The sequence below is a fragment of the Pseudomonas sp. S2_H01 genome, from assembly GCF_054668305.1.
This window is the reverse complement of sequence record NZ_CP162756.1, coordinates 5465964-5492669: the sequence shown is the minus strand read 5'-3', so window position 1 is coordinate 5492669 and position 26706 is coordinate 5465964. Positions and strand designations below refer to the sequence as shown.

The window sequence follows — 26706 nt, the reverse complement described above, 5'->3', positions numbered from 1 at the left end:
ACACCTGATCCGTGTAAAGTACCTGTCATAACAGCCCAGCGCGGCCGTCGGGTTTGCCCGCGACTGCCGCCCGATGGCCTCGAGTTGGCATTAACGTACGCAGGACTTCTCCGTGACTCAGACCGCCCTTTCCATCACCTCTGATTTCGACAGCGGCAACATTGTCGTGCTCGACGCGAGCAACCCACAGAACGTGCAACTGGCTATCCGCCCCGATACCCGAAGCCCGCATTTTCAATGGTTCCACTTCAAGGTCGATGGCATGCAGCCTGGGCAGCCACACGCGTTCAGCCTGAACAACGCCAGTGAATCCAGCTACAACCGCGCGTGGACCGGTTATAACGCCGCGGCGTCTTACGATCAGAAAACCTGGTTCCGCGTGCCCAGCAGCTTTGACGGCAAGGCACTGAACTTCAGCCTGTCGCCTAAACACCCACAGATCTGGTTCGCCTATTTCGAACCCTACAGCCGCGAACGGCATGACTGGCTGATCGATCGAGCGCTTAACAAGGCCGGGACCGAATTGCTGGCCATGGGGAAAAGCGTCGAAGGTCGAGACATTCCACTGCTGCGCAAAGGTGACGGTGCGCAGGGCAAACGCAAGATCTGGGTCATCGCGCAGCAACATCCCGGCGAGCACATGGCCGAATGGTTCATGGAAGGCGTGATCGAGCGCCTGCAAGCCAACGATGCCGAGTTGCAAGCGCTCCTCGCCTCGGCCGACCTCTATCTGGTGCCGCACATGAACCCGGACGGTTCGTTCCACGGCCACCTGCGCACCAACGCACAAGGCAAGGACCTCAACCGTGCCTGGCAGGACTCCACGCCGGAGTTGAGCCCCGAGGTGTTCTTCGTCAAGGAGCAGATGGAGAAATACGGCGTGGACATGTTTCTCGACGTGCACGGCGACGAGGAAATTCCTTACGTGTTCACGGCGGCGTGCGAAGGCAACCCTGGGTACACCGATAAACAAAAGGAACTGGAAACTGACTTCCGCGCCCGATTGAGCGGCATGACCCAGGATTTCCAGACCCGCTACGGCTACCCGAAAGCGGCACCGGGCCAGGCCAATATGAATCTGGCGTGCAACAGCGTCGGCGAGCGTTACAAATGCCTGGCATTGACGCTGGAAATGCCGTTCAAGGATAACGACGACGCACCGGACGCCCTCACCGGCTGGTCGGGCAAGCGCTCCATGCAACTGGCGCACGATGTCCTGACGACGTTGGGGCAGATGGTGTCGGTGCTGCGCTGATCAATAGGTAAAACCTGATCGGCTGGTTCAACGCCGATAGTCTGCAGCGTATGCGGTGAGTCAATGACGATTGACGTCCAGACCCACCGCAACCCCTTCTGCTATTTCCCCCGCAGCATGCTGTCCAGCACCTCGTCCCTTCTGACCCATCCATGAAACAGTGCCGCCGCCAGATGCATGAGGATGGTCAGGAAAAACAGATACGCCAGATACCGATGCGCCTTGCGCAAGAACGCGAAGGTTTCTGCGTGCGCGGCGACAATTGACGGCAGGCGCACTGAACTGCCGAGCATCACCGGATCCCCTGCCGCGGAAATCATCGCCCAGCCAATCAACGGCATCGCCAGCATCAAGGCGTACAGCAGATAGTGCGATAGCTTGGCCGCGAGCGCCTGCCAACCCGGCAGATCCGCTGGCAACGGCGGCGTCTGTGTGCTGAAACGCACGATCAATCGCACGATGACCAACACGAGGATCGCAATGCCCAGCGGCTTATGCAGGTTCAACAACCATTCGTGCCGCTCAGAGATTGAGGCGACCATGCCAGCGCCGATGAACAGCATCGCGATGACCATCACCGCCATCAACCAGTGAAGCGCACGGGCCAGAGGCGCGAAATGGGAAGTGGGCGTACTCATGGCTGTTTCTCCTGTGCGGGCGCTGCTTTCAACTGATCGACTTCACTGGTGCGACGCATGTACGAAGACGCGTACGCCGCCGAGCGTGCGGCCAGCAAGGGATCGTCGGAGCCTTCTATGCCGCTGGGCAGGATCAATGGGTCGAAGTTGATGTCCCGACAGTTGCCATCGAGCTGCGAGCTGTCGCCGTCAATGACCAGAGTCCCCGCATTGACCGTCTTGTGATCGCCTGTCCAGGCTTTCGAGGCGTCGTTGGTCGGGTCTTGAGCGTTAGCCAGCGTCAACACCAGATTCCAGCGCTGAGGACCGCTCGCCAGTTTCTGACTCAGGTCCTGTTGCAGATAGTCCTTGGCATCCGGCGCGGGTGCATCGCCCTTGGCCTCCGGCACCAGGCTCCAACGCACCGCCTGACGCTTGCCGGCGGCGTCCACCAGCACGAACGCGTTCACGCTGTTGTAGGTTTCGGTCACAAAGCTCGCCGACGGTTTTGCTGTCTTGACCCACGCCAGGAAGGGTTGGGCTTCGGGGTGAGCGGCGAAAAATGCCGGAGGCTTCGCGGGATCCGGCTTGCCGGTCTTCGGATCGGGCGAGGTGGCTTTCAACAGATCGACAAAGGCCTCAGGCGTGCCCACCGGAAACACCGGCATGCTGTTCATACCGGTGCGCCATTGCTGGCCATCGGGCTGCGTGAACTGCACGGCGAAACTGCGAATGGGTGCCGCGCTGTCCGGCGAATAGGGATTGCCGGTGGGCAGCGCCAGACGGCCGATCACCGGCGTGCGACCACTGGCGAAGACCTGCGCTCTGGACAACGCGGCCGCTGCGCCATTGCTTTCAAAGTAACCCGCGACGCAAACCCCTTTTGGGTGGTTGCGGCGATAACCCGGGTGTACGCCATTGCTCTGTTCGAACACGTTAACGACGCGAGCCGGTGTCAGGCGCTGGGGATCCAGGCTGCCATTGACGTAGGCAAACGCGCCAGCGGCGATCAATACCACGAGGCCGATACCGGCCATGCGGGCGAGTTTCTCGGCGTTGCCCAATGGTGGTTTTCGGGGATACGGTGGCTCACGGTCAATCATCAGTCACACTCCGGGCCTTGGGCCTCTATAAATTGCAGATGGACAAGCGGTACGGTCCGACGCGTCTGGCGCGGGTTTATTCCACAGAACAATATTTATTTTTCAGGCAGTGGAATAACCTGCACGGGCATGCGTCTGTCTGGTCACACGATCTGAAAACGATCCCGCTGATCGATCTGGAAGCCCCCATGAATGATGTCGACGACCAATTACGAGAGTTGCTGCCGCGAATGCGTCGATTTGCGGTGTCGCTGACCCGTGATTACAGCAGCGCTGATGACCTCGTGCAGTCAACGCTGGAAAAGGCCCTGTCTGCCTGGTCCAGCAAACGACCAGAGGGCGACCTGCGCGCCTGGCTGTTCTCCATTCTTTATAGGCAATTTTTGGACGCTCATCGACGTTCGCGTCGCTACAGCCGAATGCTTGAACTGTTCACCGGTGGGAAAGAGGATCACTTCGAACCTTCCGTGGAACGCACAGTGGTGGCGCAAACCACCTTGCAGGCGTTCGAACGCCTGAATCCCGAACAACGCGCCCTGCTGCTGTGGGTGTCGGTCGAGGGCCTGAGTTACAACGAAGTGGCGGCCATTCTCGATGTCCCCGTGGGCACCGTCATGTCCCGCTTGTCGCGCGCGCGTCAGGCTTTACGCCTGCTCAGCGAAGGCGAAATCACCACCCCTGCCTTGCGGATACTGAAATGATTACCTTGCCTCCCAGCGAACGTGATGTACACGCCTACGTCGACGGCCAGCTCAACGACGCCGATCAGCAGACGATGGAAACCTATCTGGCCGCCAACCCTGAACTGGCAAAACAGGTGCTGGCCTGGCAACTTGACGTGCAGAACCTGCGCGCCGGTCTGAGCGGCGATCTGCACCGCCCCATGAACCCGGAACTGGACCCTGCTTATGTTCGCCAGCGGCTGCGCCGTAACCGCACCCGTCATTTTGCGACCGCAGCGGTGTTGCTGATTGCCGTCAGCATCGGTGGCCTCAGCGGTTGGCAAGCCCGCGAGATGACCCTCGCCAGTGGCACACCCCCGATGGCAGACGCCGTCCAGGCTTACCGGATGTTTGCGGTCAACGACAACATGGCCAGCGACTGGAACACTGGCAAACCGAATAACGTACAAGTGTGGCTGGACAAGAACTTTGCCCAGGCCAATCGCCTGCCGGACCTCGAATCCGCCGGGTTCAAACCGGTCAGCGGCCGTTTGACCAGCACCGAACAGGGCGCTGCGGCCATGGTGGTGTACAAGGATGAGCAGGGACGCACCCTGAGTTTTTATATCCGGCCACCGGCCGAGCGCAATCATCTGCTGCCACGCGGCACCCGCCGTGACGGCGAATTGCAGGCCGATTACTGGTCAGGCGCGGGTTACAACTACGCCATGGTCGGCCCGGCAGACGACCCTGCGGCGCAGGCAGCACGACAGGCGTTGAAGCAGCCCATTTGAGCCTGGGCTCGATTGGGACGCCTCGGTTGCTCGCGAATGTGGTGGGTCAGCGACATCAATGCTGAATGACACGCCGCATTCGCTGCCCTCGTAACCTCGGACGTCTCCTACAGGGATCGAGTCAATGCGCACATCGAGGGGCAATCCCATCTGTAGGCGAGAGCTTGGTCTGGGCGGCATTCCGACGAATTTGGTGGGACAGCGACATCAATGCTGAATGACACGCCGCGTTCGCTGCCCTCGTAACCTCGGACGTCTTACAGGGATCGAGTCAATGCGCACATCGAGGGGCAATCCCATCTGTAGGCGAGAGCTTGGTCTGGGCGGCATTCCGACGAATTTGGTGGGACAGCGACATCAATGCTGAATGACACGCCGCGTTCGCTGCCCTCGTAACCTCGGACGTCTTACAGGGATCGAGTCAATACGCACATCGAGGGGCAATCCCATCTGTAGGCGAGAGCTTGGTCTGGGCGGCATTCCGACGAATGCGGTGGGTCAGCGACATTGAAGTCGAATGACACTCCGCATTCGTTAGCAAGCTGACGCCCGCAGGATTCAGGCCAAGCCGGCCAAAACTGTCAGCTTCTCAGCCTGGCCGGATCGCTTTGCAGCAACACTTTGTCCTGAATGCTGGACAGCGTGTCTTTCAGCCAGGAAACGCCGCGGCCCAGCTTCGCTTGCTTGTCCTGCTGCAGTGCCTGATTCAGTGTGCCGAGCAAATTCTGCGTCTTGGAGGATTTGAGCGGTGTGGTTTTGTCCTCTTCCAGGTGACCCAGCACGTATTTGGAAATGCGCGTGGACTGGCTCGCCGACTGGCTGATCGACGCGTTAACCAGTGCGCCCTTCTCATACCCGATGCTGGTCTTGCTGCTTGCCTGATCATTGACCTGGTAATACTGGTAATTCTGCGATTTCGGGTCAGTCGTCAGGTCCAGCTTCTGGCCTGCGTTCAAGGGCTTGTGGTAGCTGGCGACCAGGTGCGATTGCTGGTCCTGCACGAGGGTGCGGTTGAGCGGGTCGCGGCCTTTGGATTGTGTCGACTGCGACACGTCATACGCGAAAGAATCCAGTTCGCCCGGACGCGCCGGGTTGCCTTCCTTGCTTTTCTCGCTGACCGACGCACTGAAATCGGCAAGGCCGGTGAGCAGGCTGTGGTCGGTGTCAGTCAGTTTGATTGAATTGACGGTCTCGGGTGCCGTCGCCGCGCGCGCCCCGGGATAGTGACTGTGCAGCGTCGTGAAGGCGTCCTCGAACAGTGACAGCAATTGCTGATCGCCGTCGCCGCGTTTGCGCGCCGCTTCGATCTGGTTCATGTAACTCTTGAGTGCCTTGGCCTGCTGATTGCTGTCGCCAAGGATCGCCGCGTTCTTGAGGTCGACGGACATGTTCAGATCGCCTGCCGCGCCGCTCATGCGCACCGAGCGCCCGTCGGCGTCGGCGTGCAGCTCCAGGGTCTGCGTGCTGTCATCATTGAGTTTCAGGCGCGTGCTCAGATCGACCGAAGCAAATACGTTGGCGTCGAACTGGGTCAGGGCGTCGAGTTTGAGTGTTGGCGGATTCTGGGTCAGGCCGTCGATCGCGGATTGAAAACCGTCGGCCATCTTGCCCAGCGCCGCAAGTTCATCATTGCTGAGCTCACCACCGCTCACCTGCGCCTGCACCGCGAGCCCGTTGTCCTGACTGGTCAGGGTCAGCTGCACGGTTTTCCCACTGGCGGTTTTCAGCGTCAGGCTGATCGAGTTGTCCGCCGCGGTGCTGTGCAGTTTCGCCTGCGCCGCCGCCAATGCAGCGGGTTCGAGGGCCCGGCCGGTGGTCGATCGGATCACTGACTGTGAAATGCCCTGGTTGGTCTGCGCCAACTGATTGAGCAGCGATGCGCCCAAGCCCTGAAAACGACTGGCACTGGAGGAACTGCCGAAATTGCCCGTCATGTTCAGCGACACATTGTCCTGCTGCGTGTATTCCCAGACCGGCGCAATGTCAGGGTCGGCAATCTGGCCGCGTGCGGTATAGGTCTGTGCATCGATAACACTCGCGTCTTGCCCCAACGACACGACCGATGACGGGGAAGACGGGATGTTGATCGAGTCGGCCACGTTGCTGATGGCCGGTGTGCTGGTCACCGCTTTGGCAACCACCAGCGGCTGCGTGGCCGAAACCGAAGAAATCGCTGTCATGGCAGCTCCATGCTCAAGTGGGTCATAGTGTCCTACCACCTGTGTCGGCTGCCGCAATTGTAACTTTAGCGATACAAAGCAGAGCACCCTTACGGCGCCCTGCCCTTATGCCTCCTCTCGACTTTTGCTCAGCTCAGCCTTTCAGCAATTTCAGCCAGAATCGAGGGATCATCGATGGTCGCCGGCATGCTGTAGGGCTCGGCATCGGCAATCTTGCGTAACACCGCGCGCAAGGTTTTGCCTGAGCGGGTCTTGGGCAGGCGTTTGACCACCACCACTCGATTGAAACAGGCCAATGCGCCGATGTGCTCACGAACGCGCGCGATCAATTCGCGCTGAACCTGTTCAGTGCCTTGCTGAACCCCGTCCTTGAGGACGACGAGTGCCAGTGGCACCTGTCCTTTGATCTCGTCATGCACACCAATGACCGCACTTTCCGCCACGGCCGGATGCTGGCCGACCAGGTCCTCCATTTCGCCGGTCGACAGTCGATGACCGGACACGTTAATCACGTCGTCCGTACGACCCATGATGTAAACGAAGCCCTCCTCGTCGACATAACCGCCGTCGCCGGTGTTGTAGTAGCCGGGAAAGGTCTGCAGATACGCCTGCAGGTAACGCCCGTGATCGCCCCACAAGGTCTGGCTGCACCCTGGCGGCAGCGGCAACGCGATCACAATCGAACCCTGCTCGCCGGGTTTGAGCAGATGCCCTTCTTCGTCCATGACATGGACCGCATAACCGGGAACGCCGCGATTACTTGAACCTGGCGCGGGATGATGACCCGCAAGCCCCAGGCACGGCGCGGTGACCGGCCAACCGGTCTCGGTCTGCCACCAGTGGTCAAGCACCGGTTTGCCGGTCAGGCGTTCCAGCCACTGGTGGGTACTGGAATCGAGTTTTTCGCCCGCCAGAAACAACTGCCGGATACAGCTCAGGTCGCGGCCCTTCAGCAGCAGGCCTTCAGGGTCTTCCTTGCGAATCGCGCGGATGGCCGTCGGGGCGCAAAACAGCGCATTCACCCGGTATTGCTCGACGATACGCCAGTACGCCCCGGCGTCGGGTGTCCGAATCGGCTTGCCTTCATAGAACACCGTCGTGCACCCGGCCATCAGCGGGCCGTAGACGATGAGCGTGTGCCCCACCACCCAACCGACATCGGAAATACCCCACCACACATCGCCTGCCCGCATGCCATACACCTGATTCATGGTGTAAAGCATTGCCACGGCATGGCCACCGTTTTCTCGAACGATGCCCTTGGGTTTTCCGGTCGTGCCGGAGGTGTAGAGGATATAAAGCGGATCAAGGCTCGACACCGGGACCGGCTCAACCGCCTCAACACCTTGCAGCGCGACCTCCCAGTCCAGATCGCGCCCTTCGTGCAGCGACGCGACCGCCTGCGGCCGTTGCCAGACCAGCACCTGCTCGGGCTGGTGTTGAGCCAGCGCGAGGGCTTTGTCCACCAAGGGTTTGTAGGGAATGACCCGGTCGAACTCCAGACCGCAAGACGCCGTCAGCAGCAGCCTTGGCTTCACGTCGTCGATCCGCAACGCCAGCTCGTGGGGCGCGAAGCCCCCGAAGACCACCGAATGCACCGCGCCAATCCGCGCGCAGGCCAGCATCGCCATGGCCGCTTGCGGGACCATCGGCATGTAAATGATGACGCCATCGCCCCTCGTGACACCCAACTGGCGCAGCAAGCCGGCGAGGCGAGCCACCTCGTCATGCAACTGATTGAAGGTGTAGATCGCCTGTTGGCCGGTGACGGGAGAATCGTAAATCAGCGCTCGTTGCTCGCCCCGTCCCCGTTCAATCTGGTAATCCAGCGCCAGATAACAGGTATTGAGCTGGCCATCGGCAAACCAGCGGTGGGTGCCGTCGGGCAAGGTTTGAAGCACGTTTTCCGGCGGGCGAAACCAGGCCACCTGTTGCGCCTGCTCCGCCCAATACTGCGCAGGTTCGGCGATGGAACGCCGATGATGCTCGGTGTAGTGCGCACTCGCGCAGCTGCCTTGACTGTCATTCATCCGTGGATCCCTGTGATTGTTCTTATGAGGGCTGACACACAGGAATGAAATTAGCAGAAGCGCGAAGGGTCGCCATCAGGGGCTACGCTCCCACGGGATAAAGCACGTCAGGCCGCGTTGGCTTTACCCGCCCGCTGTACCAAAAGCCCCGCCAGCGCCAGCAATGCGAGCACCACCACCATCGAGCCGTATACATTCGTGGTGACGATCAGGCCCTCGGTTTTGACCGCAAGCCCCGCAATCAACGACGGCACGCAGAACGCCAGGTAACTGAGGGCGAGAAAGGCCGACATCAAACCTGCCCGCTCATGGGCGTGGGCCAACGGCAGCAACAAACGTAAGGCGCCGAGAAAACTCGCACCGAAGCCAATGCCCGCCACCACGGCACCGGTGAAAAACAGCCAGAGCCAGCCCAGGTTCACCGCGAGCAAAATGACCGACACGCCCACCGCCAGGAAGCTGCAACCCACCAGCAACGCCAGCTGAGGCGCTCTCAAGCGCAGGTTCAGAATTGAAACCGCACCGCTGATGGTCAATGCAGCCACCGCCAGCCCGCCGTTGATCACCGACGTTGATCCGGTGGCCGCCGCCAGCAGCGACGGCGCCAGTGACAGGAAAAACCCGCCCAGCGCCCACGCCGCGATGTCCGCCGGCAATACCAGCAGCAACGTCCCGCGCGCTCGCTGAGGCACAAACAACGTCGGCCTGAGCGTCTTGAGCACACCCGGCTGCGGCGTCACCGTTTCCCCGACACGCAGCAAATACACCGCCTGAGCCACGAATGCCGCGAGCAGCAGCGCGTACGCCAATAACAGCGGCATCGGCGCGAATTCGACCAGCACACTGGTTCCCAACGCACCCAGCGCCATGCCAAACATTGGCGCGATACTGTTGATCAGGGGGCCTTGATTCGGGTTGGTGTCGAGCATGGCGGCACCCAGCGCACTGGTGGCGATACCGGTCGCGATGCCCTGTAGTATTCGCGCGGCGATCAGCCAGCCGACATCACCGGCGCCCATGAACAGCAGCATCGACACACTTTCCAGCAGCAACGCGACGAAGATCACCGGGCGACGCCCGAGGTAGTCCGACAGCGAGCCAAACACCAGCAGTGTGCCGAGCAAACTCAGGGCATACACGGCAAAAATCAGCGTCAGCAACGCGGAGGAAAACCCCCAGGCTTGCTGATACACGTGGTACAGCGGCGTCGGCGCGCTGGACGCGGCGAAAAAGCACAGCATCACAAAGGCGAGGTAACCCAGGTGTCCCTGCTTCCGACCATCGACTTGCGGGTTCTGCAAAGAATCAGACACGGGTACACTCTCCCCAAAAAGCACGCCACAAAAGCTACGAGTTAGCGTTAGTGAGTGTGCGAGCAGAATCCGCTTAAAGCAAATACTTTGTGTTAAGGTCCGCTCCATGGCTATCAAAGAAGGCATTCGCACCGGCGGCCGCAGTGCCCGGGTGCAGACATCGATTCACGCAGCGGTTCGCGACCTGCTGCAAGAACAGGAACGCTCTGCGCTGAGCGTGCCGATGATCGCAGCACGCGCCGGTGTCACACCCTCGACCATCTACCGTCGCTGGGGCGACCTCACGTCCCTGCTGGCTGACGCTGCGGTGGAGCGTTTGCGCCCGGATGAGCCCGTAGACTGCGGCAACCTGCGTGACGATCTGCGCACGTGGGTCGAGGTCTATCTGGAGGAAACCAACTCGGCCCCCGGTCGCGAGATGATGCGCGACGTGGTCGCCAGCAGCGCGACGCTATGCTCCGGCAAATGCCTGAACATCGTGCGCGATCAGTTGCAGATCATCATTGATCGTGCCCAGGCTCGCGGCGAACGTAGCCCCGATGCGGACGAACTGATCGACGCGGTCGTCGCACCGATGGTCTATCGCATCCTCTACGCCGAATCAGCGCCGACCCTTGCACGCATGCATCAATTGCTGGATCGCTGTCTGGGATAAGCATCCCGCGCGGCAAATCGTTATGATGGCGGGCCCTCGGTCATTGGTGTCTTACCTCCATGCACACTCTTGCAGACCTGCGCGCCGGCAAGCTGGCGGGCATCAAGCGGCTGGACCTCAGCTGCGGCCTCACTGAATTTCCCGATGACATTTTCAGCCTCAGCAATTCGCTTGAGGTGCTGAACCTCTCCGGCAACCAGTTGAGCGAGCTGCCAGCGGACCTGTACCGACTCAAGCACCTGAAAATCCTGTTCTGCTCCGACAACCTCTTCACCCGGTTGCCCGAAGCACTGGGTCAGTGCCAGCAGTTGTTCTTCGTGGGTTTCAAAGCCTGTCGCATTCGCGACGTGTCGCCACGTTCGCTGCCCCCTCACCTGCGTTCGCTGGTGCTGACCGGCAACTGCATCGAGTCGTTGCCCGAGGAATTGGGACACCATCCGCACCTGCAAAAGCTGATGCTGGCGGGCAATCGCCTGCAGAGCCTTCCTGCCTCGCTGGCGGCGTGCCAGCGCCTGGAACTGGTGCGTCTGGCCGCCAACGACCTTCACCAGCTGCCGGCGTGGCTGCTGCAGATGCCCAAACTGGCATGGCTGGCCTTTTCCGGAAATCCACTGAGCGACATCCATGTCGAGGAACCGATCCGCCCGATTCCATGGCACCAGTTGACGTTGCATCACGTGCTGGGCGAAGGCGCATCGGGGGTGATCCAGCAGGCCGAATGGCGCGATGAAGACGGGACCGTCCACGATGTCGCGGTCAAACTGTACAAAGGCGACTTGACCAGCGATGGCTCGCCGCTGAAAGAAATGGCCGCCTGTATCGCTGCGGGCCAGCACCCCAACCTGATTCCCGTGCTCGGGCAGATCTGCGGTCATCCGCAGCAGGCGCACGGGCTGGTAATGAAGCTTATCTCCCCACGTTTCAGCACCCTCGCCCGCCCGCCGAGCCTTGAGTCCTGCACCCGCGACGTCTACAACGGAACGCGACTGGCCTTGACTACCCTGATGCGCATGGCGGCTGGCATCGCCTCTGCGTGCCGCCACTTGCACGCCCGCGGGATCAACCACGGCGACCTGTACGCGCATAACATCCTCTGGGACGAAGACGGCAACAGTTTGCTGGGCGACTTTGGCGCTGCCGCGTTTTATCCGGACGAACGGACCGGCGATCGGCTCGAACGCATCGAAGTTCAGGCCTTCGGGATATTACTCGGGGAGTTATTGGCACGTTGCGATGCGGGTGCTGAACACACCGCCGAATTGAGCGCACTTCAAGCGCGTTGTGTACAGACCGACCTGAGCCGTCGCCCTGTTTTTGCAGAAATCGAGCGATGCCTTCTGGCCTGAGGATTCAGCCGGGCAGTAATCTGGCCATCATTCAAGCCTGTGGGAGCAGAAGCCGTTCGCGATACAGCATTTCAAACGACACGTGATATCGCCTGAAAAGCCCTCTCGCGAATGAATTCGCTCCCACACGCTTCAGAGGCAAATCGATAATTAACCCGCCAACCCGACGTACACGTTCTGCACGTCGTCATGGCTGTCGATCGCTTCCAGGAACGCTTCGACTTCTGCCATGTGCTCGTCGCTCAGGCCTTCCACCGGGTTTTTCGGGCGATAGCCGATCTTCGCCGACTCGACGGTGAAACCGTATTCCGGAAGCTTCTTGCACACGGCGTCCAGGTCGGTCGGCTCGGTGTAGAACAGGGTGACGCCTTCATCGCCGGCCTCAACGTCCTGCGCACCCGCCTCGATGGCGGCCTCTTCCGGGTCGGCCTTGCCATCACCGGCGGCTTCAATCATGCCCAGATGATCGAAGTCCCAAGTGATCGAACCTGCAGCCCCCATCTGACCTTTGCGAAACAGCACACGGATCTCGGCGACGGTGCGGTTGACGTTGTCGGTCAGGCATTCGACGATCACCGGCACCTTGTGCGGTGCGAAACCTTCGTACGTCACCTTCTCGAAATGCACGTGCTCACCGGTCAGACCGGCGCCTTTCTTGATCGCGCGCTCGAGGGTTTCACGGGGCATCGAGGCTTTTTTCGCCTGCTCGACGACCAGGCGCAACCGGGCGTTCATCTCGGGATCAGCGCCGGAACGCGCGGCAATCATGATTTCCTTGGACAGCTTGCCGAAAATACGCCCTTTGGCGTTGGCTGCTGCTTCTTTGTGTTTGACCTTCCACTGTGCGCCCATGATTGCTCTCTTGTTCCGATGGCGATTGACCGTCGCGGTCAGCCCGGCATGGCGCGCCGGACCGATAACGGTCAATGCTGAAAAGGGTGACCGATGATGACACGCCGATGCAGGAGCATGGCGACCGGCGCATTTTATACGCGATGGCGACAGATGAAACCCCCGGCGTGCTGCTGTCGATCAAACCGGGGTCAATAAGTTTCAGAGAAAACGCCACTAGTTCCCTCAGGATATTCAAGCGCGGCGTGTAGTCCGCTTCCGAAAATTTGGAAGCCGCCCTGCAGTCACCCTATTGTTCTGCCTGTTTTCGTACCCTCTGCACCTCGAATTTTCAAGGTGACACAGCCGATGCGCGAAGACCCGCACGTGACAATGACCCTGGCCATCGCCAATGGCCCGAGCGATCTGCAGGTCATCGGCGTCAACGGTCGGGACCGGTTGAATGCCCCTTTCTGCTTTGATGTCGACGTGGTCAGCCCTGATCCCGGACTCGACTGCACCGCCCTCCTGCAGAACGACGCCTGGTTGCAACTCGGCCTGATCGCGGGTAATTCCCACGGTGTACACGGGCAGATTCACACGGCTCACCCTCTTTATCGGGGCCAGGCCCTCAGCCTGTATCGCCTGCGCTTGATGCCCGCCATCCAGCGGCTTGAACGCGCAGTCCGTCGCCGGACGTTCAACGGTTTGACCGTGCCGCAGATCATTGCCCGCATACTGGGGAGCCATGGTCTGGGGGACGACCACAGCCGTTTCGATCACCTGCTTGGCGTCTACCCCACCCGCGAGCACTGCGTGCAATACGACGAGAGCGACCTGCACCTCCTGCGCAGGCTCTGCGAGGAAGAAGGCATCAGCTTTCGCTTCGAGCACCACCCGCAGGGGCATACCGTGGTGTTTTCCGATGACCCGGCCGGCTTCCCCGAGTGGCCACGGGCAGTCGAGATCGATGACCTGGCCGAGCAACTGTCCGTGCACACGTGTTACAGCAGCCAGGCTGGCGAGCTTTACGTCCCTCAAACCTTTCCCGGCGCTGGCGGCCCCATCCAGGCCGACAACCAACCCCTGTGGATGCCCTTCGAGTCAGCCGTATTCCACGGGCAAATCCAGCAGCTCAGTGGCCGCCAATTGGAGCGTGTACGCTGTGAGCGGCGGGAAATCATGGGGAGCAGTCGTCACCCGTGGTTGCGCAGCGGCGGTGTCATGCGAGTCGATGGGCAGGCAGAAGCCATGCTCAACGACCAATGGTTGATCACGGACGTGCAGCATTCAGGCAAACAGCTGGCCCCTCTGCAGCATTGCCCGACCGGCAACGTCATCCAGATCCTTCATGCCGTCGCCGCCGCGCAGTCTTGCGCCCCCATCAGCGCAGCCCGGATGCGTGAGACAGCCCTGGAGCAGCCGGCGCTCGCCCGGTATTTCAACGCGTTTCAGGTAATTCCCTGGGCCATGCCGTTTCGCCCCTCGCTGGAGCATGACAAACCCTGCCTGATGGGCGCACACCCTGCCACGCAGACCATGGACGGTGCCGACAGGATGGGTCGCGTCAAGGTTCGCTACGACTGGCAACCCAGTGACGTAAAACAGGGCGGCGAGGACAGCTGGGCGCGCATCACCCACGACCTCGGGCTTCTTGCGGCGGGTACGCGGCTGAACGTCATGTTTTTCGACGGCGACCCGGATCAGCCCGTGGTGTGCAGCACCCTCGCCGCTGCCTCACCCGAAACGCAGTTGACCCGAACGCTGCTGTTGGACGGCATCGGCTGTGACAGGCCCGATTCGGTCGTTCAGCTGCGTGCCGATCAACACCTGCGGGTTAGCAGTCAAACCTCGCTCATCCTGCGAAGCTCGCACGCGACACTCAGCCTCTCGGAAGCCGGTATCCACCTTGTGCCCCTCGCTGCGACCGATGTCTCGCCCCCGTCCACGTCCGAGGAGCAGATTGAAGTGACCCACGATCTGCGACTGGTGGAGCCCGCCGCCCCGATGCGTCCGTTGCCGCACTGTCAGTGGTACATCGTGCGAATGCCGACGCCGGATCTGGCGCACCTGGCGCGCATTGCCCCCGAAGACATCCTCTTCGAAGGCACCACCGACCTGAACGGCTGGCTGGGCTTGAGTCCGACCGAGTTCTCGCGCCTGCTGGACCTCTATGGTCAGGCGGACACACCGCTGTGTCTGGTTCATCCAGGGCATTGCCGAACGCTGCGCAGTTGCTTTCATCTAACGCCCACTGCGCAGACGAGCGACGCGGCGCAGGGTCACTCGTAGGGCGTTGCTGGGTCCGTGCTCAGCCGAGAGCCGTTTGACCGTCAGCGATGCTTGAACGTCGGCTCACGTTTTTCAATGAACGCCGCCATGCCTTCCTTCTGATCCTCGCTGGCAAAGGCGGCGTGGAACACCCGCCGCTCGAAGCGAATGCCTTCGGCCAGACTGACTTCAAAGGCGCGGTTTACGCTTTCCTTGACCATCATCGCCACCGGCAATGACTTGGCGGCGATGGTCTGGGCGACCTTCAATGCCTCTTCGAGCAGTTGCGCTTGCGGCACGATGCGCGCCACCAACCCTGCACGTTCGGCTTCAACGGCGTCGATCAAACGTCCCGTGAGGCACATCTCCATGGCTTTCGCTTTGCCAACCGCGCGGGTCAGCCGTTGAGTACCGCCCATGCCGGGCAGGACGCCCAACTTGATTTCAGGCTGACCAAACCGAGCGTTGTCGGCCGCCAGGATGAAGTCGCACATCAATGCCAGCTCACAGCCCCCACCCAGCGCAAAACCCGCAACGGCCGCGATGATCGGCTTGCGTCGATTGGCCACGCGGTCACTGTCACTGAACAGGTCGTCGAGGTAAATCTGCGGGTATTTGAGCTCGGCCATTTCCTTGATATCAGCGCCCGCCGCGAATGCCTTGGCAGAACCTGTGAGGACAATGCAGCCGATATCCCGGTTGCTCTCCAGCTCGTCCAGCGCATGGTTAAGTTCGCTGATCAATGTTGAATTCAGGGCATTCAACGCCTCAGGGCGGTTAAGCGTGATGAGCGCAACCCGACCTTGAATCTCTTTGAGGATAGTTGTGTAACTCATTGTTCTTAATCCACTTTATGATTTTTGCGGAAGCTCGAATAAACCTCATCGAACTTTAAGTATCTTCTACAAGCTATTGATAAATAAAGGTTTTATACGATTTCAAGCGCCATCGCCGTGGCCTCTCCACCGCCGATGCAAATCGCGGCAACACCGCGCTGCAATCCCCGCTGTTTCAATGCATTAAGCAGCGTCACGAGGATCCTCGCGCCCGACGCACCGATGGGGTGACCCAATGCACAGGCGCCGCCATTAACGTTGACCTTTTCGTGGGGCAACTCAAGTTTGCTCATGGTGACCAACGCCACCACGGCGAAGGCTTCGTTGATCTCGAACAGATCAATCTCCCCCAATGACCATCCGGTTTTGCTCATGAGCGCTTCAATGGCCCCGATCGGCGCCGTCGGAAACAGTCCCGGCTGGTTCGCGTAACCGGAATGTCCACGGATCACCGCCAACGGCTTCAAGCCCCGGCGCGTGGCTTCAGACTGGCGCATCAGGGTCAACGCCGCTGCGCCATCGGAAATCGAACTGGAGTTGGCGGCAGTGACGGTGCCGCCTTCGCGGAAGGCCGGCTTCAGTTCAGGAATCTTGTCGAGTCGTGCCTTGGGCGGCTGCTCATCCTGGCTGATGGTCTTCTGCTCTTTGCCGACCGTGACCTGGACGGGAACGATCTCCGCCTCAAAGCGGCCCTGCTTCATGGCGTCCTGAGCGCGCGTCAACGACGCGACGGCAAACGCATCCTGCGCCTGGCGGCTGAACCCTTCGAACGACGCGCACGCTTCGGCGAAGGTGCCCATCAGCCGTCCACGCTCATAGGCGTCTTCGAGGCCGTCGAAAAACATGTGATCGATAATCTGGCCGTGGCCCATGCGGTAGCCGCTTCGGGCTTTGTCCAATAGATACGGCGCGTTGGACATGCTTTCCATGCCGCCTGCGACCACCACGTCGGCGCTGCCCGCGAGCAACAGGTCATGGGCCATGATTGCGGCCTGCATCCCGGACCCGCACATCTTGTTCAGTGTCGTACACAGCGTTCCGTTGCCCAGGCCCGCGCCCAATGCCGCTTGCCTGGCCGGTGCCTGTCCCAGCCCTGCGGGCAACACGCAACCGAAGAGCACCTGCTCGACGTCCGCTGCGCCGATCCCGGCCCGCTCGACCGCCGCGCGGATCGCGGCCGAACCCAGCTGCGGCGCGGTGAGGCTCTTCAAATCACCCTGGAAACCGCCCATGGGCGTACGAACGGCACTGACGATGACCACCGGGTCTTCGATCAGCGTCTGGCGTTTGTTCAGTGACATGGGATATCTCCTCGATTAGCGCGCCGCCATCCGCAGGGCGCCGTCAAGACGGATCACCTCGCCATTGAGCATGCTGTTTTCGATGATGTGACGGGCGAGCGCAGCGTATTCATCCGGCCGACCCAGTCGTGGCGGGAATGGAACACCGGCCGACAGGCTTTCACGCACTTGTGGGGTCATGCCCGCCATCATCGGGGTTTCAAAAATACCGGGCGCGATGGTCATGACCCGGATGCCAAACCGCGCCAGTTCCCGCGCGGCGGGCAGTGTCAGGCTGGCGATGGCGCCTTTGGAGGCCGCGTACGCTGCCTGGCCGATCTGCCCGTCGTAGGCCGCCACCGACGCGGTATTGATGATAACGCCGCGTTCTGCGCCCTCGTCAGGAGTGCCTTCGGCAATGGCTGCCGCCGTGAGGCGCAAGAGATTGAAGCTACCGATGAGGTTGACGTTGATGACACGGCTGAAACTGTCGAGACCGTGAGGGCCTGCCTTGCCGAGGATTTTTTCCGCACCGACGATGCCGGCGCAATTGATCAGGCCGTTGACCTGACCGAATTCAGCCATAGCGTTATCGACCGCCGCTTTGGCGGCGCTTTCCTGAGTAATGTCGGTGACACTGGCGCGCGCATTGGCACCCAGTTTCTGGATCTGGCTGTCGAGCGCCTGGGCGTTGATGTCGACCAGCATGACCCTGGCGCCTGCGTCGATCAGCATCTGTGCCGAGGCCGCGCCCAAGCCGGATGCGCCGCCGCTGACCAGAAATACCTTGCCTTCGATCTGCATGATGGTGTCTTCCCTACACTGTTTTTATTTTGGTTTTTAGCCGGAGCAGGGAAATACTCCGCTCTGTCGCCCCGATGGGCAATAGTCAAAGCGCGCAACGGCGGTGGTGCTTTTAGACAGTCGTCCGTGCCGCGCTATGCCTTGCGCTGCAGTACCGCAGCGCCGGACTGTGCCGACAAACGCCGGTTGTCCAGCAATGCCAACAGCGCAATTATCGCCACCCCGATAAAGGTCAGTTGGAAATCCGGCGTGTGCGCCTGCCCTTCGTTCCCGTGCAGGTACATCGCGCCGCGCAGCAACAGTGCGGCAATCGCGACGCCCAAGCCCATGCTCAGCTGAAAGAACATGCTGAACATCGTCGAGGCGTCGCTCATCTGTGCTTTGGGCACGTCGGCAAACCCCAAGGTGTTGAACGCGGTGAACTGCATGGACCGCGACAGCCCGCCCACGAACAGGATCAGCAGGATCAACGGCCAACCCATGTGTTGATCGAGCAGCGCGCAGGCGGCGATGGCCAACACGCCGATCACGCCGTTGATCATCAGCACGGGCCGGAATCCCCAACGCTGCATGATCGCCGTGGTAAACGGCTTCATCGCCAGGTTACCCGCGAACACGCCCAGCACCAGCAGGCCGGAATCAAAGGCCGACAGGCCAAACCCGAGTTGAAACATCAGGGGCAACAGAAACGGCAACGTGCTGATGGCGATGCGAAACAGCGAGCCGCCGAACAGGCTGACGCTGAACGTGCGGATGCCGATCACCGAGACGTTCATCAGCGGCTGTTCGCGCTTGCGCATATGGGCCCACGCCAAAGCGCCGCTGGTTAGGCCCAACGCGGTCACGAGCAGTCCCGGCCATTGGCTGGAACGTCCTTGGCCGAGCATTTCCATACCGTACAGCAAGGCCGTACAGGCGACGCCCAACAACACAAAACCACCGACATCGAAGGTGCGCTGGCTGACCTCGTTGCGCCGGGGAATCAGCACCCACGTGGCGATCAAGGCAAGCACGCCCAGCGGCAGGTTCAGGTAAAAGATCCATGGCCAGGACGCATGGGTCACGATGAAACCGCCCAGCGGCGGACCCAGCACGGGCGCCACCAGACCCGGCCAGGTAATGAGTGAAATGACCCGCACCAGGTCCTTCTTTTCGGTCGCGCGCATTACCGCGAGGCGTCCAACTGGCACCATCATGGCGCCACTGATGCCCTGCAACACGCGCGCCGCGACGAAGCTTTCCAGTCCGGTGCTGATGCCGCACAGCAGCGACGACACCGTAAACAACACGATCGCACCACCAAACACCCGTCGGGACCCGAAGCGGTCGGCCAGCCACCCACTGATCGGGATGAATGCGGCAATGGCGAGCATGTAGGCGCTCATGCCGATATTGAGGTCCACCGCCGCTACGCCAAAGGTCCTGGCCATTTCCGGCAACGCGGTGGCGATGACGGTGGCGTCGAGGTTTTCCATGAAAAACGTGACCGCCACCAGCAGAGCGATCAGCGTCGATTGGCGTTGAGACATCAATACGGTCCTCGAATAGCGAAGGCAGGCGGCGCCTTAGAGTATCTGCTTCGCCGGCTTTCGCGCAGACCGAAATGACCTTAGATCGACATCACCTCAGACCGTCACGAATCGGTATTGGGCGATTATCGAACGCATTGCTGTGCATGGGACTGTTCAGCACTTCTGCAAAAGTAACTATCTGGTACATTTCGCGTACGCACGCGTCTTCTGACGCACAGCCAATAACAAGAGCGGACTGTCATGACCCCGAACGCTAAACACCCTTCCATCCTCGCAGGCCTCATCGGGGCTGGTATCCAGGCGTCGCGCACGCCGTCGCTGCACGAATGCGAAGGCGATGCGCAAGGCATGCGTTATCTGTACCGGCTTATCGATCTGGACGCACTCGGACTGGACATCACGGCCTTGCCCGAACTGTTGACCGGGGCTCAGCGCAGCGGCTTCACCGGGCTCAACATAACGTTCCCGTGCAAGCAGGCGGTCTTACCATTGCTCGACGCCTTGTCGGACGAAGCGCGCTGCATCGGCGCGGTGAACACCGTGGTGTTCCGCGACGGCCAGCGGATCGGCCACAACACGGACTGCTCAGGATTTGCCGAGGGGTTTCGGCGCGGGTTAGGTGACGTCGAACGGGACTGCGTCGTGCAAATGGGCGCGGGTGGCGCCGGGGCAGCCGTTGCTCATGCACTGTTGAGTGAAGGCGTTGGACAATTGCGCCTCTTCGATGTGGACCCCGAACGCGCGCAAAGCCTGGTCGATAACCTCACCGCGCATTTTGGTGCCGGGTGCGCACGCGTCGGGCATGACCTGCCCAGCGCCATGGCGCAGGCCGATGGCCTGGTCAACACGACACCCGTCGGCATGGCCAAGCTACCGGGCACGCCACTGCCGCTGCAATGGCTGCGCGCAGAACAATGGGTCGCGGAGATCATCTATTTCCCGCTGGAAACCGAGCTGCTGGCTTACGCTCGACGCCTGGGTTGCCGCACGCTGGACGGAAGCGCCATGGCCGTGTTTCAGGCGGTCAAGGCGTTCGAGTTGTTCACCGGCCAGACCGCCGACGTGGGTCGCATGCAAACGGCTTTTCGCTCGCTTGACGCCTGACCCCGCCGCAGCGTCGCGCCCCGACACCTGCTTACGGCATCAGATAACGCGTCACCGAGTCACTGATCATCGCTTTGTGTCGCGCCTTGACGTCCTGATCTTCCAGCTCGATCTGGAAGATCTCCGAAAACGTATGGCGGTTGGACACCCGATAGAAACAGAACGAACTGATCAGCATGTGCAGGTCCACCGCCTGCACGCCTTTGCGGAAAACCCCTTCCTGCTCGCCCCGACGCAGCGTTTCATCCAGCGCCTGCAACACGTGCTGGCTCAACGCACGAATCGTCGATGACTGCTTGACGTTGTCGCCATTGTGAATGTTCTCGATGCACACGATGCGCACGAAGTCGACGTTACGATCATGGTGATCGAAGGTGAATTCCACCAGACGCTGGATCGCCGCCATGGGCTCCAGCACGTCGAGCTCCAGGCTGCTCTCGGTAAGACGGATGTCGCCGTACAGTTTCTCCAATACTTCGGTGTACAGCTGTTCCTTGCTGTTGAAGTAGTAGTAGATCATGCGTTTTGAGGTTTGCGTCCGTTCGGCGATGGCATCAACCCGAGCGCCCGAAAGTCCTTGGGCCACAAACTCGGCGACGGCCGCCTGAAGGATGCCGTCGCGGGTTTTTTCCGGATTGTTTTTGCGGCTCTTGCGTGGGGCCTCTACGGGCGCTTCGGCAAGGATGTCGTCGACAGTTTTCATGCTTGGCTCACGACCACGGTGGAATCGCGCGATTATGAGCCGCACCGCCGCGTTACGGAAGTGGCATATGCCAGCATGCCATCCGAACCCTCACAACCGCGCCTGCCGTGCGCTGCTGCTGCGCGACTTGGCCATGGCCGCCAACCGCACGGCCACGTTGGCTGCGCCGTAACCGACATAGCCGTTTTTGCGTTGCAGGATTTCGAAGAAAAACCGGTCGTCGAACGCCTCGGTGTATACGTGGAACAGCTCGCCACCGTTGGCATCCCGGTCATAGAGGACGTTGTAGTAGGCCAGTTCGCTCAGGAACTCGTCGTCGAAATCGAAACGGGCCGCCAGATCGTCGTAATAGTTGAGTGGAATGTCCAGCAACTGCACGCCGGCCTCTTTCGCCCGCGCAACCTGCGCAAAGATGTCGTCGCACGCGAAGGCAATGTGATGCACGCCAGAGCCTCGGTAGCTGGACAGCGCGTGAGAAATCGCGGTGTTGCGATTCTCCGAAATGTTCAACGGCAAGCGCACGCTGCTGCAACGGCTGCGTAACGCGCGGCTCTTCACCAGACCGTACGGGTCAGGCAGCACCACTTCGTCGTCGGCTTCGAAATCCAGCAGGGTTTTATAGAACAGCACCCAGCTGTCGAGGCTGTCGGCGGGCAACGCCATCGCCATGTGATCGATGCGTTGCAGACCGCCTCCGCCCGCTGCCTGGGCGTCGATATTGAAGTCACTGTCGTAGATCGACTGCCCGGCTGCGGCAGGTTCCACCAGATAGATCAGACTGCCGTCCGGTGCGCGCACCGCCGGGATTTCCCGTTCATTAGGCCCGACCAGACCACGATACGGCTGGCCTTTATACTGCCGCGCGCGTTCGAGCGCCCCATGCCCGTTCTCGACCCGCAAGGCCGTGGCGCACAACGACGGACCGTGGGATTCGAAGAAACTGTGCGCGAACGAATAGGGTTCGGCATTCAACACGATCTTGATATCGCCGTGCCCCAGCAAGCTCACCGCCTTGGACCGATGCTGGCCAAGCCTGGCAAAACCGAGCTTTTCCAACCAACCGGCAAGGCGCGCACCCTGCGCGTCGTCAACGGCGAATTCGAGAAAATCGACCCCGTCATACCGGCCAGCCTCGGGCGGACTGAACAACAATTGCGGCGCAACCGGTCGAGCCTCCCGGTCCAGCAACTCACGGGTTTTCTCTTCCAGGTACAACAGCGAACGCAGGCCGTCGGCAGCGTTGGCGCGCGGCGGCGCAGCGCGAAAACCGTCGTTGAAAATCTCCAGCGACAGCGGGCCGGTGTAACCACTTTTCAAAATCGGCGCAAGGAACCCCGGCAAGTCGAATTCACCCTGCCCCGGGAAACAGCGGAAGTGGCGACTCCACTCCAGCACGTCCATCGCCAGCACAGGCGCGTCAGCCATCTGCACAAAGAAGATTTTGTTGCCGGGAATCTCGGCGATACCCGCCGGATCGCCCTTGAGCGAGAGCGTATGAAAGCTGTCGAGCAATACGCCGAGGGCGGGATGATCGACCTGACGCACCAGATTCCACACCTGTTGCCAGGTGTTGACGTGACGCCCCCAAGCCAGGGCCTCGTAACCGATTCGCAGGTCGCGGGCGCCAGCGCGATCGGCCAGCAGCGCCAGGTCGTCCAGCAGCATGCGCTCATCGCCCAGCGAATCACTGGCGGTGTTACTGCACACCAGCACCAGGTCAGTGCCGAGCTCTTGCATCAGGTCGAATTTGCGCTCTGCCCGGTCGACGTTACGTTGCAGGCGGTCGCGGCGGCAGCCTTCAAAGTCGCGAAACGGTTGAAACAGCGTGATCGCAATGCCCAGATCAGCGCACATCTGGCGCACGTTGCGCGGGCTGCCGTCGTAGTACAGAAGGTCGTTTTCGAATATCTCAACACCGTCGAAACCCGCGGCGGCAATGGCTTCGAGCTTTTCTGGCAGGGTTCCGCTCAAAGAAACGGTGGCAATCGAGCGCTGCATGTTCTGACTCCTCGGTTATTTCACCTGACGGTCAGTTCTCCAGCCGGTGTTCAGGTGTTAAACCGATTATTCTCCCGGTATCCTGTTACGGCAATTTAAATGTACGGACCGGTTAGTTTTGTGTTCGATAATCGCCCAAAAGAGCCCTCAGTCAATTGACGCTTCTGCCCATGCGCTCCACCATCATCTCCACATTGTCGGACAAGGTTCAGCTTCAACCGATGCCGCGTCACTGTTCTGCCTTGCATCGGCTCAGCGTCACCCAGACAAAACCATAACAATTCCAAGACAGGTTAAATGCTCATGCGCTCATACCCTGCTTCCCCTGCGCCGGTCGCAGCCACACCCGTGCATCCTCATGCCGGGATCGGAGAAAAAGATCCGCGGCGCGCTCGCGATCGGCAAAACACGGTGGGGCATGCTGGCCCTGGTCTTCTTCGCAACCACCCTGAATTACATCGACCGCGCGGCGCTCGGGGTCATGCAGCCGATCCTGGCCAAACAGATGAGCTGGTCGGCGATGGATTACGCCAACATCAACTTCTGGTTCCAGGTCGGTTATGCGATTGGCTTTTTGCTTCAAGGACGGTTCATCGACCGGGTGGGCGTCAAGCGAGCGTTCTTTCTCGCGGTATTGCTCTGGAGCTTCGCGACCGGCGCCCATGGCCTTGCCACTTCCGCTGCGGGCTTCATGGTGTGTCGCTTCATTCTCGGCATGACGGAAGCCGCCAACTACCCGGCGTGCGTCAAGACCACCCGGTTGTGGTTCCCGGCCGGCGAACGCGCGGTCGCCACCGGCATCTTCAATGCCGGCACCAATGTCGGGGCAATGGTCACTCCCGCTCTGTTGCCCCTGATCCTCACCGTGTGGGGCTGGCAGGCGGCGTTTATCTGCATGGGCGCACTGGGGTTGACCTGGGTCGTGATCTGGCGCTTGAAGTACTTCAACCCTGAAGACCACCCCACCGTTCGCCAAAGCGAACTGGATTACATCAACCAAGGCAGTGAAGCTGAACCCGTTCCCGCCAAAGTGCCTTTCTCGCAGATTCTGAAAATGCGCGGCACCTGGGCGTTCGCGCTGGCCTATGCGCTGACAGCACCGGTGTTCTGGTTTTACCTGTACTGGCTGCCGCCGTTCCTGAATCAGCAATACAACCTGGGCATCAACGTCACCCAGATGGGCATTCCGCTGATCCTCATCTGGCTGACGGCCGACTTCGGCAGCATCGGTGGCGGCATCCTGTCATCGTGGTTGATCGGCCGTGGCATGCGCCCGACGACGTCGCGCCTGCTGTCGATGCTGGTGTTCGCACTGACGATCATCAGTGTGGTGTTCGCTGCCAACGCCAGCGGGTTGTGGGTGGCGGTTCTGGCCATCGCGCTGGCGGTCGGCGCGCATCAGGCCTGGACCGCGAACATCTGGAGCCTGGTGATGGACTACACGCCGAAACACATGATGAGCACGGTGTTTGGCTTTGGCGGCATGTGCGCGGCGATTGGCGGGATGTTCATGACCCAGATCGTCGGCGCCGTGCTGACGGCCACGCACAACAACTACAACGTGTTGTTCACGATGATCCCGGCGATGTATTTCATTGCGCTGGTGTGGATGTACTTCATGGCGCCTCGCACGGTTGAGAACGCGTAGGTTTGGCCTAACGGCCAACTGTTCCGCCTTCGGCGGGTTACTTGAAGACACCAGGTAACCAAGTGTTTTGCTCCTGGTTTGGCCCTCCTGCGTCGGGTTCATTCACTTCGGCGACGCTCCGTGGGCCCGCGCCGAACGCACATCCATGTCCTGACGGCGCTCTCGCGGCATCCATGCCGCTCGGCCCACTGCGCATCACCTGCGTTCAGCCTGCACCCAAGTCGCGAGTTGTGGTGTCTGGACTCTCTGTTCGAAAAAGCAGATCAAGAGCAGCTTGCTGGCGTGCTTTTGATTCTGCCGAAGGCGTAGGAGTCCGGCTTGTCCGACGATCTGCTGCGAAGCAGGAGTAAAACCCAACACCTCGGCAGTGTCAGGCGGTCCGCGTTCACAGAGTTTACTGCCCGTTCCCGGCAGATCGCGGGACAAGCCACGCTCCTACAGTAAAGAGCGGCGCAAAGAAGATTGATGCACAAATCAAGACGCGAAGAGCGTTAGCTCCAGCCCGCGTTCCTCTTGTACGCGATAGTCCAGACACCACAACTCGCGACTTGGGTGCAGGCTGAACGCAGGCGGCAATCCGTGGGCCGAGCGGCATGGATGCCGCGAGAGCGCTGCTAGGACATGGATGTCCGTTCAGCGCGGGCCCAAGGAGCGTCGCCGGAGTGAAGGTACGACGACGAAGGAGTCGCCAAACCAGGAGCACACCCTTGGTTACTTTGGGATGGTGCGGCAACCCGACTTTTCCAAGTAACCCGCCGATGAACGGAACAGTTTGGCCGTTAGGCCGAACCCAAACGTCGGCGCCGACACCTTCTAACGGCCATACGCCCTAACGCAGTGCCCCACCAAAAAAGCTAGCCGCCCTTCTTACGCTGCTGCCACGCTGCCGCCAACCCACTCAGACAAATGATCGCGATCCCCGCCTGGGCGGTCAGTGACGGCGCATGGTTGAACACGATAAAGCCCCACAGCCCGGCAAACACGATCTGGCAATACCCGAACGGCGCCAACAAAGCAGGCGCCGCGAAGCGGAACGCCTGGGTCAGCATCAGGTGCGCAACCATCCCGCACGTGCCCAATGCCAGCATGAACGGAATGTGCTTCCACTCTGGCGACTGCCAGAAGAACGGCACGATGGCGCTCATCAACAGGCTGTTGAACAACCCGGCGAAGAAGTTGCTGGTGGTCGGGCTGTCATGCGCCGCCACCAGCCGCGTAAGCAACTGGTAGCAGGCAAAGCACAACGCAGACCCCAGCGGCAGCAGCACGGCAGGCGTAAACAATTCCCCGCCGGGGTGCACGATCACCATGACCCCGCTGAAGCCCACCAGCACCGCAATCCACTGTCCGCGGCTGACCTGCTCCTTGAGCAACGGCACCGACAACGCCGTGACCAGCAGCGGCGCAAGAAAGTTGACCGCGGTCGCCTCAGCGATCGGGATGAACATCAACCCACTGGTGAACAACAAACTGGTTCCCAGCAAGCAGGCCGCGCGCAGCGCCTGTAAGCCGGGACGCTTGGTGCGCAAGACCCGCAGGCCCGAGGACGGCATGAAGATGCAGGCCATCAGCGCGGTGTGCACCACATAACGCACCCAGACCACCATCATGATCGGGTAAATGCCGGAAAGGTATTTGGACAAGGTGTCGTGACTGGAAAACAGGAAAGTCGCCAGGAGAATCAGTGCGATGCCCTTGAGCGGCTGGTTGACGCCGGAGAGCGGCGTGCTGGTGGTACTCATCA

General features: G+C 60.8%; 21 protein-coding genes. 8 read left to right on the top strand and 13 right to left on the bottom strand.

Going from position 1 to position 26706, the window contains the following annotated elements:
* The first annotated feature begins 112 nt into the window (after positions 1–112).
* Entirely contained in the window at positions 113–1255 is a 1143-nt protein-coding gene (locus AB4N84_RS24445) for a M14 family metallopeptidase (RefSeq protein WP_460043602.1), read from the top strand.
* 101 nt (positions 1256–1356) lie between these two features.
* On the opposite strand, the gene AB4N84_RS24440 is transcribed toward AB4N84_RS24445, so the two are convergent.
* Together AB4N84_RS24440 and AB4N84_RS24435 are read right to left on the bottom strand one after the other, a co-directional pair.
* Positions 1357–1893 (bottom strand): cytochrome b, encoded by a 537-nt coding sequence (locus AB4N84_RS24440; RefSeq protein ID WP_074751192.1) that lies wholly within the window; start codon positions 1891–1893, stop codon positions 1357–1359.
* Positions 1890–2975 (bottom strand): catalase family peroxidase, encoded by a 1086-nt coding sequence (locus tag AB4N84_RS24435; RefSeq protein ID WP_460043600.1) that lies wholly within the window; start codon positions 2973–2975, stop codon positions 1890–1892. Before AB4N84_RS24435 ends, AB4N84_RS24440 begins: the two co-directional genes overlap by 4 nt.
* 188 nt (positions 2976–3163) lie before the next feature.
* Here AB4N84_RS24435 and AB4N84_RS24430 point away from each other — a divergent pair, with 188 nt between their 5' ends.
* Complete coding sequence (locus AB4N84_RS24430; RefSeq protein ID WP_460043598.1) at positions 3164–3676, top strand: RNA polymerase sigma factor; 513 nt, start codon at positions 3164–3166, stop codon at positions 3674–3676.
* Positions 3673–4431 (top strand): anti-sigma factor family protein, encoded by a 759-nt coding sequence (locus AB4N84_RS24425; RefSeq protein ID WP_460043596.1) that lies wholly within the window; start codon positions 3673–3675, stop codon positions 4429–4431. The genes AB4N84_RS24430 and AB4N84_RS24425 overlap by 4 nt, the downstream gene beginning before the upstream one ends.
* 581 nt (positions 4432–5012) lie before the next feature.
* On the opposite strand, the gene AB4N84_RS24420 is transcribed toward AB4N84_RS24425, so the two are convergent.
* From AB4N84_RS24420 to AB4N84_RS24410, 3 genes are all read right to left on the bottom strand, one after another.
* The gene (locus tag AB4N84_RS24420) at positions 5013–6611 is read right to left on the bottom strand and encodes a lactate dehydrogenase (RefSeq protein WP_460043594.1); all 1599 of its coding nucleotides are present in this window, start codon (positions 6609–6611) and stop codon (positions 5013–5015) included.
* 128 nt (positions 6612–6739) lie between these two features.
* Positions 6740–8641 (bottom strand): propionyl-CoA synthetase, encoded by a 1902-nt coding sequence (locus AB4N84_RS24415; RefSeq protein ID WP_460043593.1) that lies wholly within the window; start codon positions 8639–8641, stop codon positions 6740–6742.
* Positions 8642–8748: 107 nt separating this feature from the next.
* The gene (locus AB4N84_RS24410; protein WP_460043592.1) at positions 8749–9954 is read right to left on the bottom strand and encodes an MFS transporter; all 1206 of its coding nucleotides are present in this window, start codon (positions 9952–9954) and stop codon (positions 8749–8751) included.
* A gap of 106 nt (positions 9955–10060) precedes the next feature.
* On the opposite strand from AB4N84_RS24410, the gene AB4N84_RS24405 reads away from it, so the two are divergent.
* On the top strand, positions 10061–10609 hold the full coding sequence (locus AB4N84_RS24405) for a TetR/AcrR family transcriptional regulator (RefSeq protein WP_074751204.1): 549 nt from the start codon (positions 10061–10063) through the stop codon (positions 10607–10609).
* 59 nt (positions 10610–10668) lie between these two features.
* Positions 10669–11955, top strand: coding sequence for a leucine-rich repeat-containing protein kinase family protein (locus AB4N84_RS24400; protein WP_460043591.1), 1287 nt, complete (start codon positions 10669–10671; stop codon positions 11953–11955).
* Between the two features lie 150 nt (positions 11956–12105).
* Here AB4N84_RS24400 and AB4N84_RS24395 read toward each other — a convergent pair whose 3' ends face one another.
* Positions 12106–12807, bottom strand: coding sequence for a YebC/PmpR family DNA-binding transcriptional regulator (locus AB4N84_RS24395; RefSeq protein ID WP_460043590.1), 702 nt, complete (start codon positions 12805–12807; stop codon positions 12106–12108).
* Positions 12808–13155: 348 nt separating this feature from the next.
* Between AB4N84_RS24395 and AB4N84_RS24390 the strand changes: the two genes are divergently transcribed.
* A complete protein-coding gene (locus tag AB4N84_RS24390; protein ID WP_460043588.1) occupies positions 13156–15078 on the top strand; it encodes a type VI secretion system Vgr family protein in 1923 nt (640 codons plus the stop codon).
* 41 nt (positions 15079–15119) lie between these two features.
* Here AB4N84_RS24390 and AB4N84_RS24385 read toward each other — a convergent pair whose 3' ends face one another.
* From AB4N84_RS24385 to AB4N84_RS24370, 4 genes are all read right to left on the bottom strand, one after another.
* The gene (locus AB4N84_RS24385; RefSeq protein ID WP_460043587.1) at positions 15120–15893 is read right to left on the bottom strand and encodes an enoyl-CoA hydratase; all 774 of its coding nucleotides are present in this window, start codon (positions 15891–15893) and stop codon (positions 15120–15122) included.
* Positions 15894–15985: 92 nt separating this feature from the next.
* On the bottom strand, positions 15986–17167 hold the full coding sequence (locus AB4N84_RS24380) for an acetyl-CoA C-acyltransferase (protein WP_460047123.1): 1182 nt from the start codon (positions 17165–17167) through the stop codon (positions 15986–15988).
* Between the two features lie 42 nt (positions 17168–17209).
* Positions 17210–17977 carry an SDR family NAD(P)-dependent oxidoreductase gene (locus tag AB4N84_RS24375; RefSeq protein WP_460043586.1) on the bottom strand — a complete coding sequence of 256 codons (768 nt, stop codon included), beginning with the start codon at positions 17975–17977 and terminating at the stop codon, positions 17210–17212.
* A gap of 134 nt (positions 17978–18111) precedes the next feature.
* Positions 18112–19506 carry a DHA2 family efflux MFS transporter permease subunit gene (locus AB4N84_RS24370; protein ID WP_460043585.1) on the bottom strand — a complete coding sequence of 465 codons (1395 nt, stop codon included), beginning with the start codon at positions 19504–19506 and terminating at the stop codon, positions 18112–18114.
* Positions 19507–19749: 243 nt separating this feature from the next.
* On the opposite strand from AB4N84_RS24370, the gene AB4N84_RS24365 reads away from it, so the two are divergent.
* Positions 19750–20613, top strand: a complete 864-nt coding sequence (locus tag AB4N84_RS24365; protein ID WP_460043584.1) for a shikimate dehydrogenase — start codon at positions 19750–19752, stop codon at positions 20611–20613.
* A gap of 31 nt (positions 20614–20644) precedes the next feature.
* On the opposite strand, the gene AB4N84_RS24360 is transcribed toward AB4N84_RS24365, so the two are convergent.
* Both AB4N84_RS24360 and quiC read right to left on the bottom strand, forming a co-directional pair.
* Positions 20645–21316, bottom strand: a complete 672-nt coding sequence (locus tag AB4N84_RS24360; RefSeq protein WP_074751222.1) for a TetR/AcrR family transcriptional regulator — start codon at positions 21314–21316, stop codon at positions 20645–20647.
* Between the two features lie 90 nt (positions 21317–21406).
* Positions 21407–23314 carry a 3-dehydroshikimate dehydratase QuiC gene (gene quiC / locus AB4N84_RS24355; protein WP_460043583.1) on the bottom strand — a complete coding sequence of 636 codons (1908 nt, stop codon included), beginning with the start codon at positions 23312–23314 and terminating at the stop codon, positions 21407–21409.
* A 358-nt stretch (positions 23315–23672) separates the two neighbouring features.
* Between quiC and AB4N84_RS24350 the strand changes: the two genes are divergently transcribed.
* The gene (locus AB4N84_RS24350; protein ID WP_460043582.1) at positions 23673–24962 is read left to right on the top strand and encodes an MFS transporter; all 1290 of its coding nucleotides are present in this window, start codon (positions 23673–23675) and stop codon (positions 24960–24962) included.
* Between the two features lie 854 nt (positions 24963–25816).
* On the opposite strand, the gene AB4N84_RS24345 is transcribed toward AB4N84_RS24350, so the two are convergent.
* Positions 25817–26704: a DMT family transporter gene (locus tag AB4N84_RS24345; RefSeq protein ID WP_074751226.1), complete on the bottom strand. Its 888-nt coding sequence runs from the start codon at positions 26702–26704 to the stop codon at positions 25817–25819.
* Positions 26705–26706: the final 2 nt, after the last annotated feature.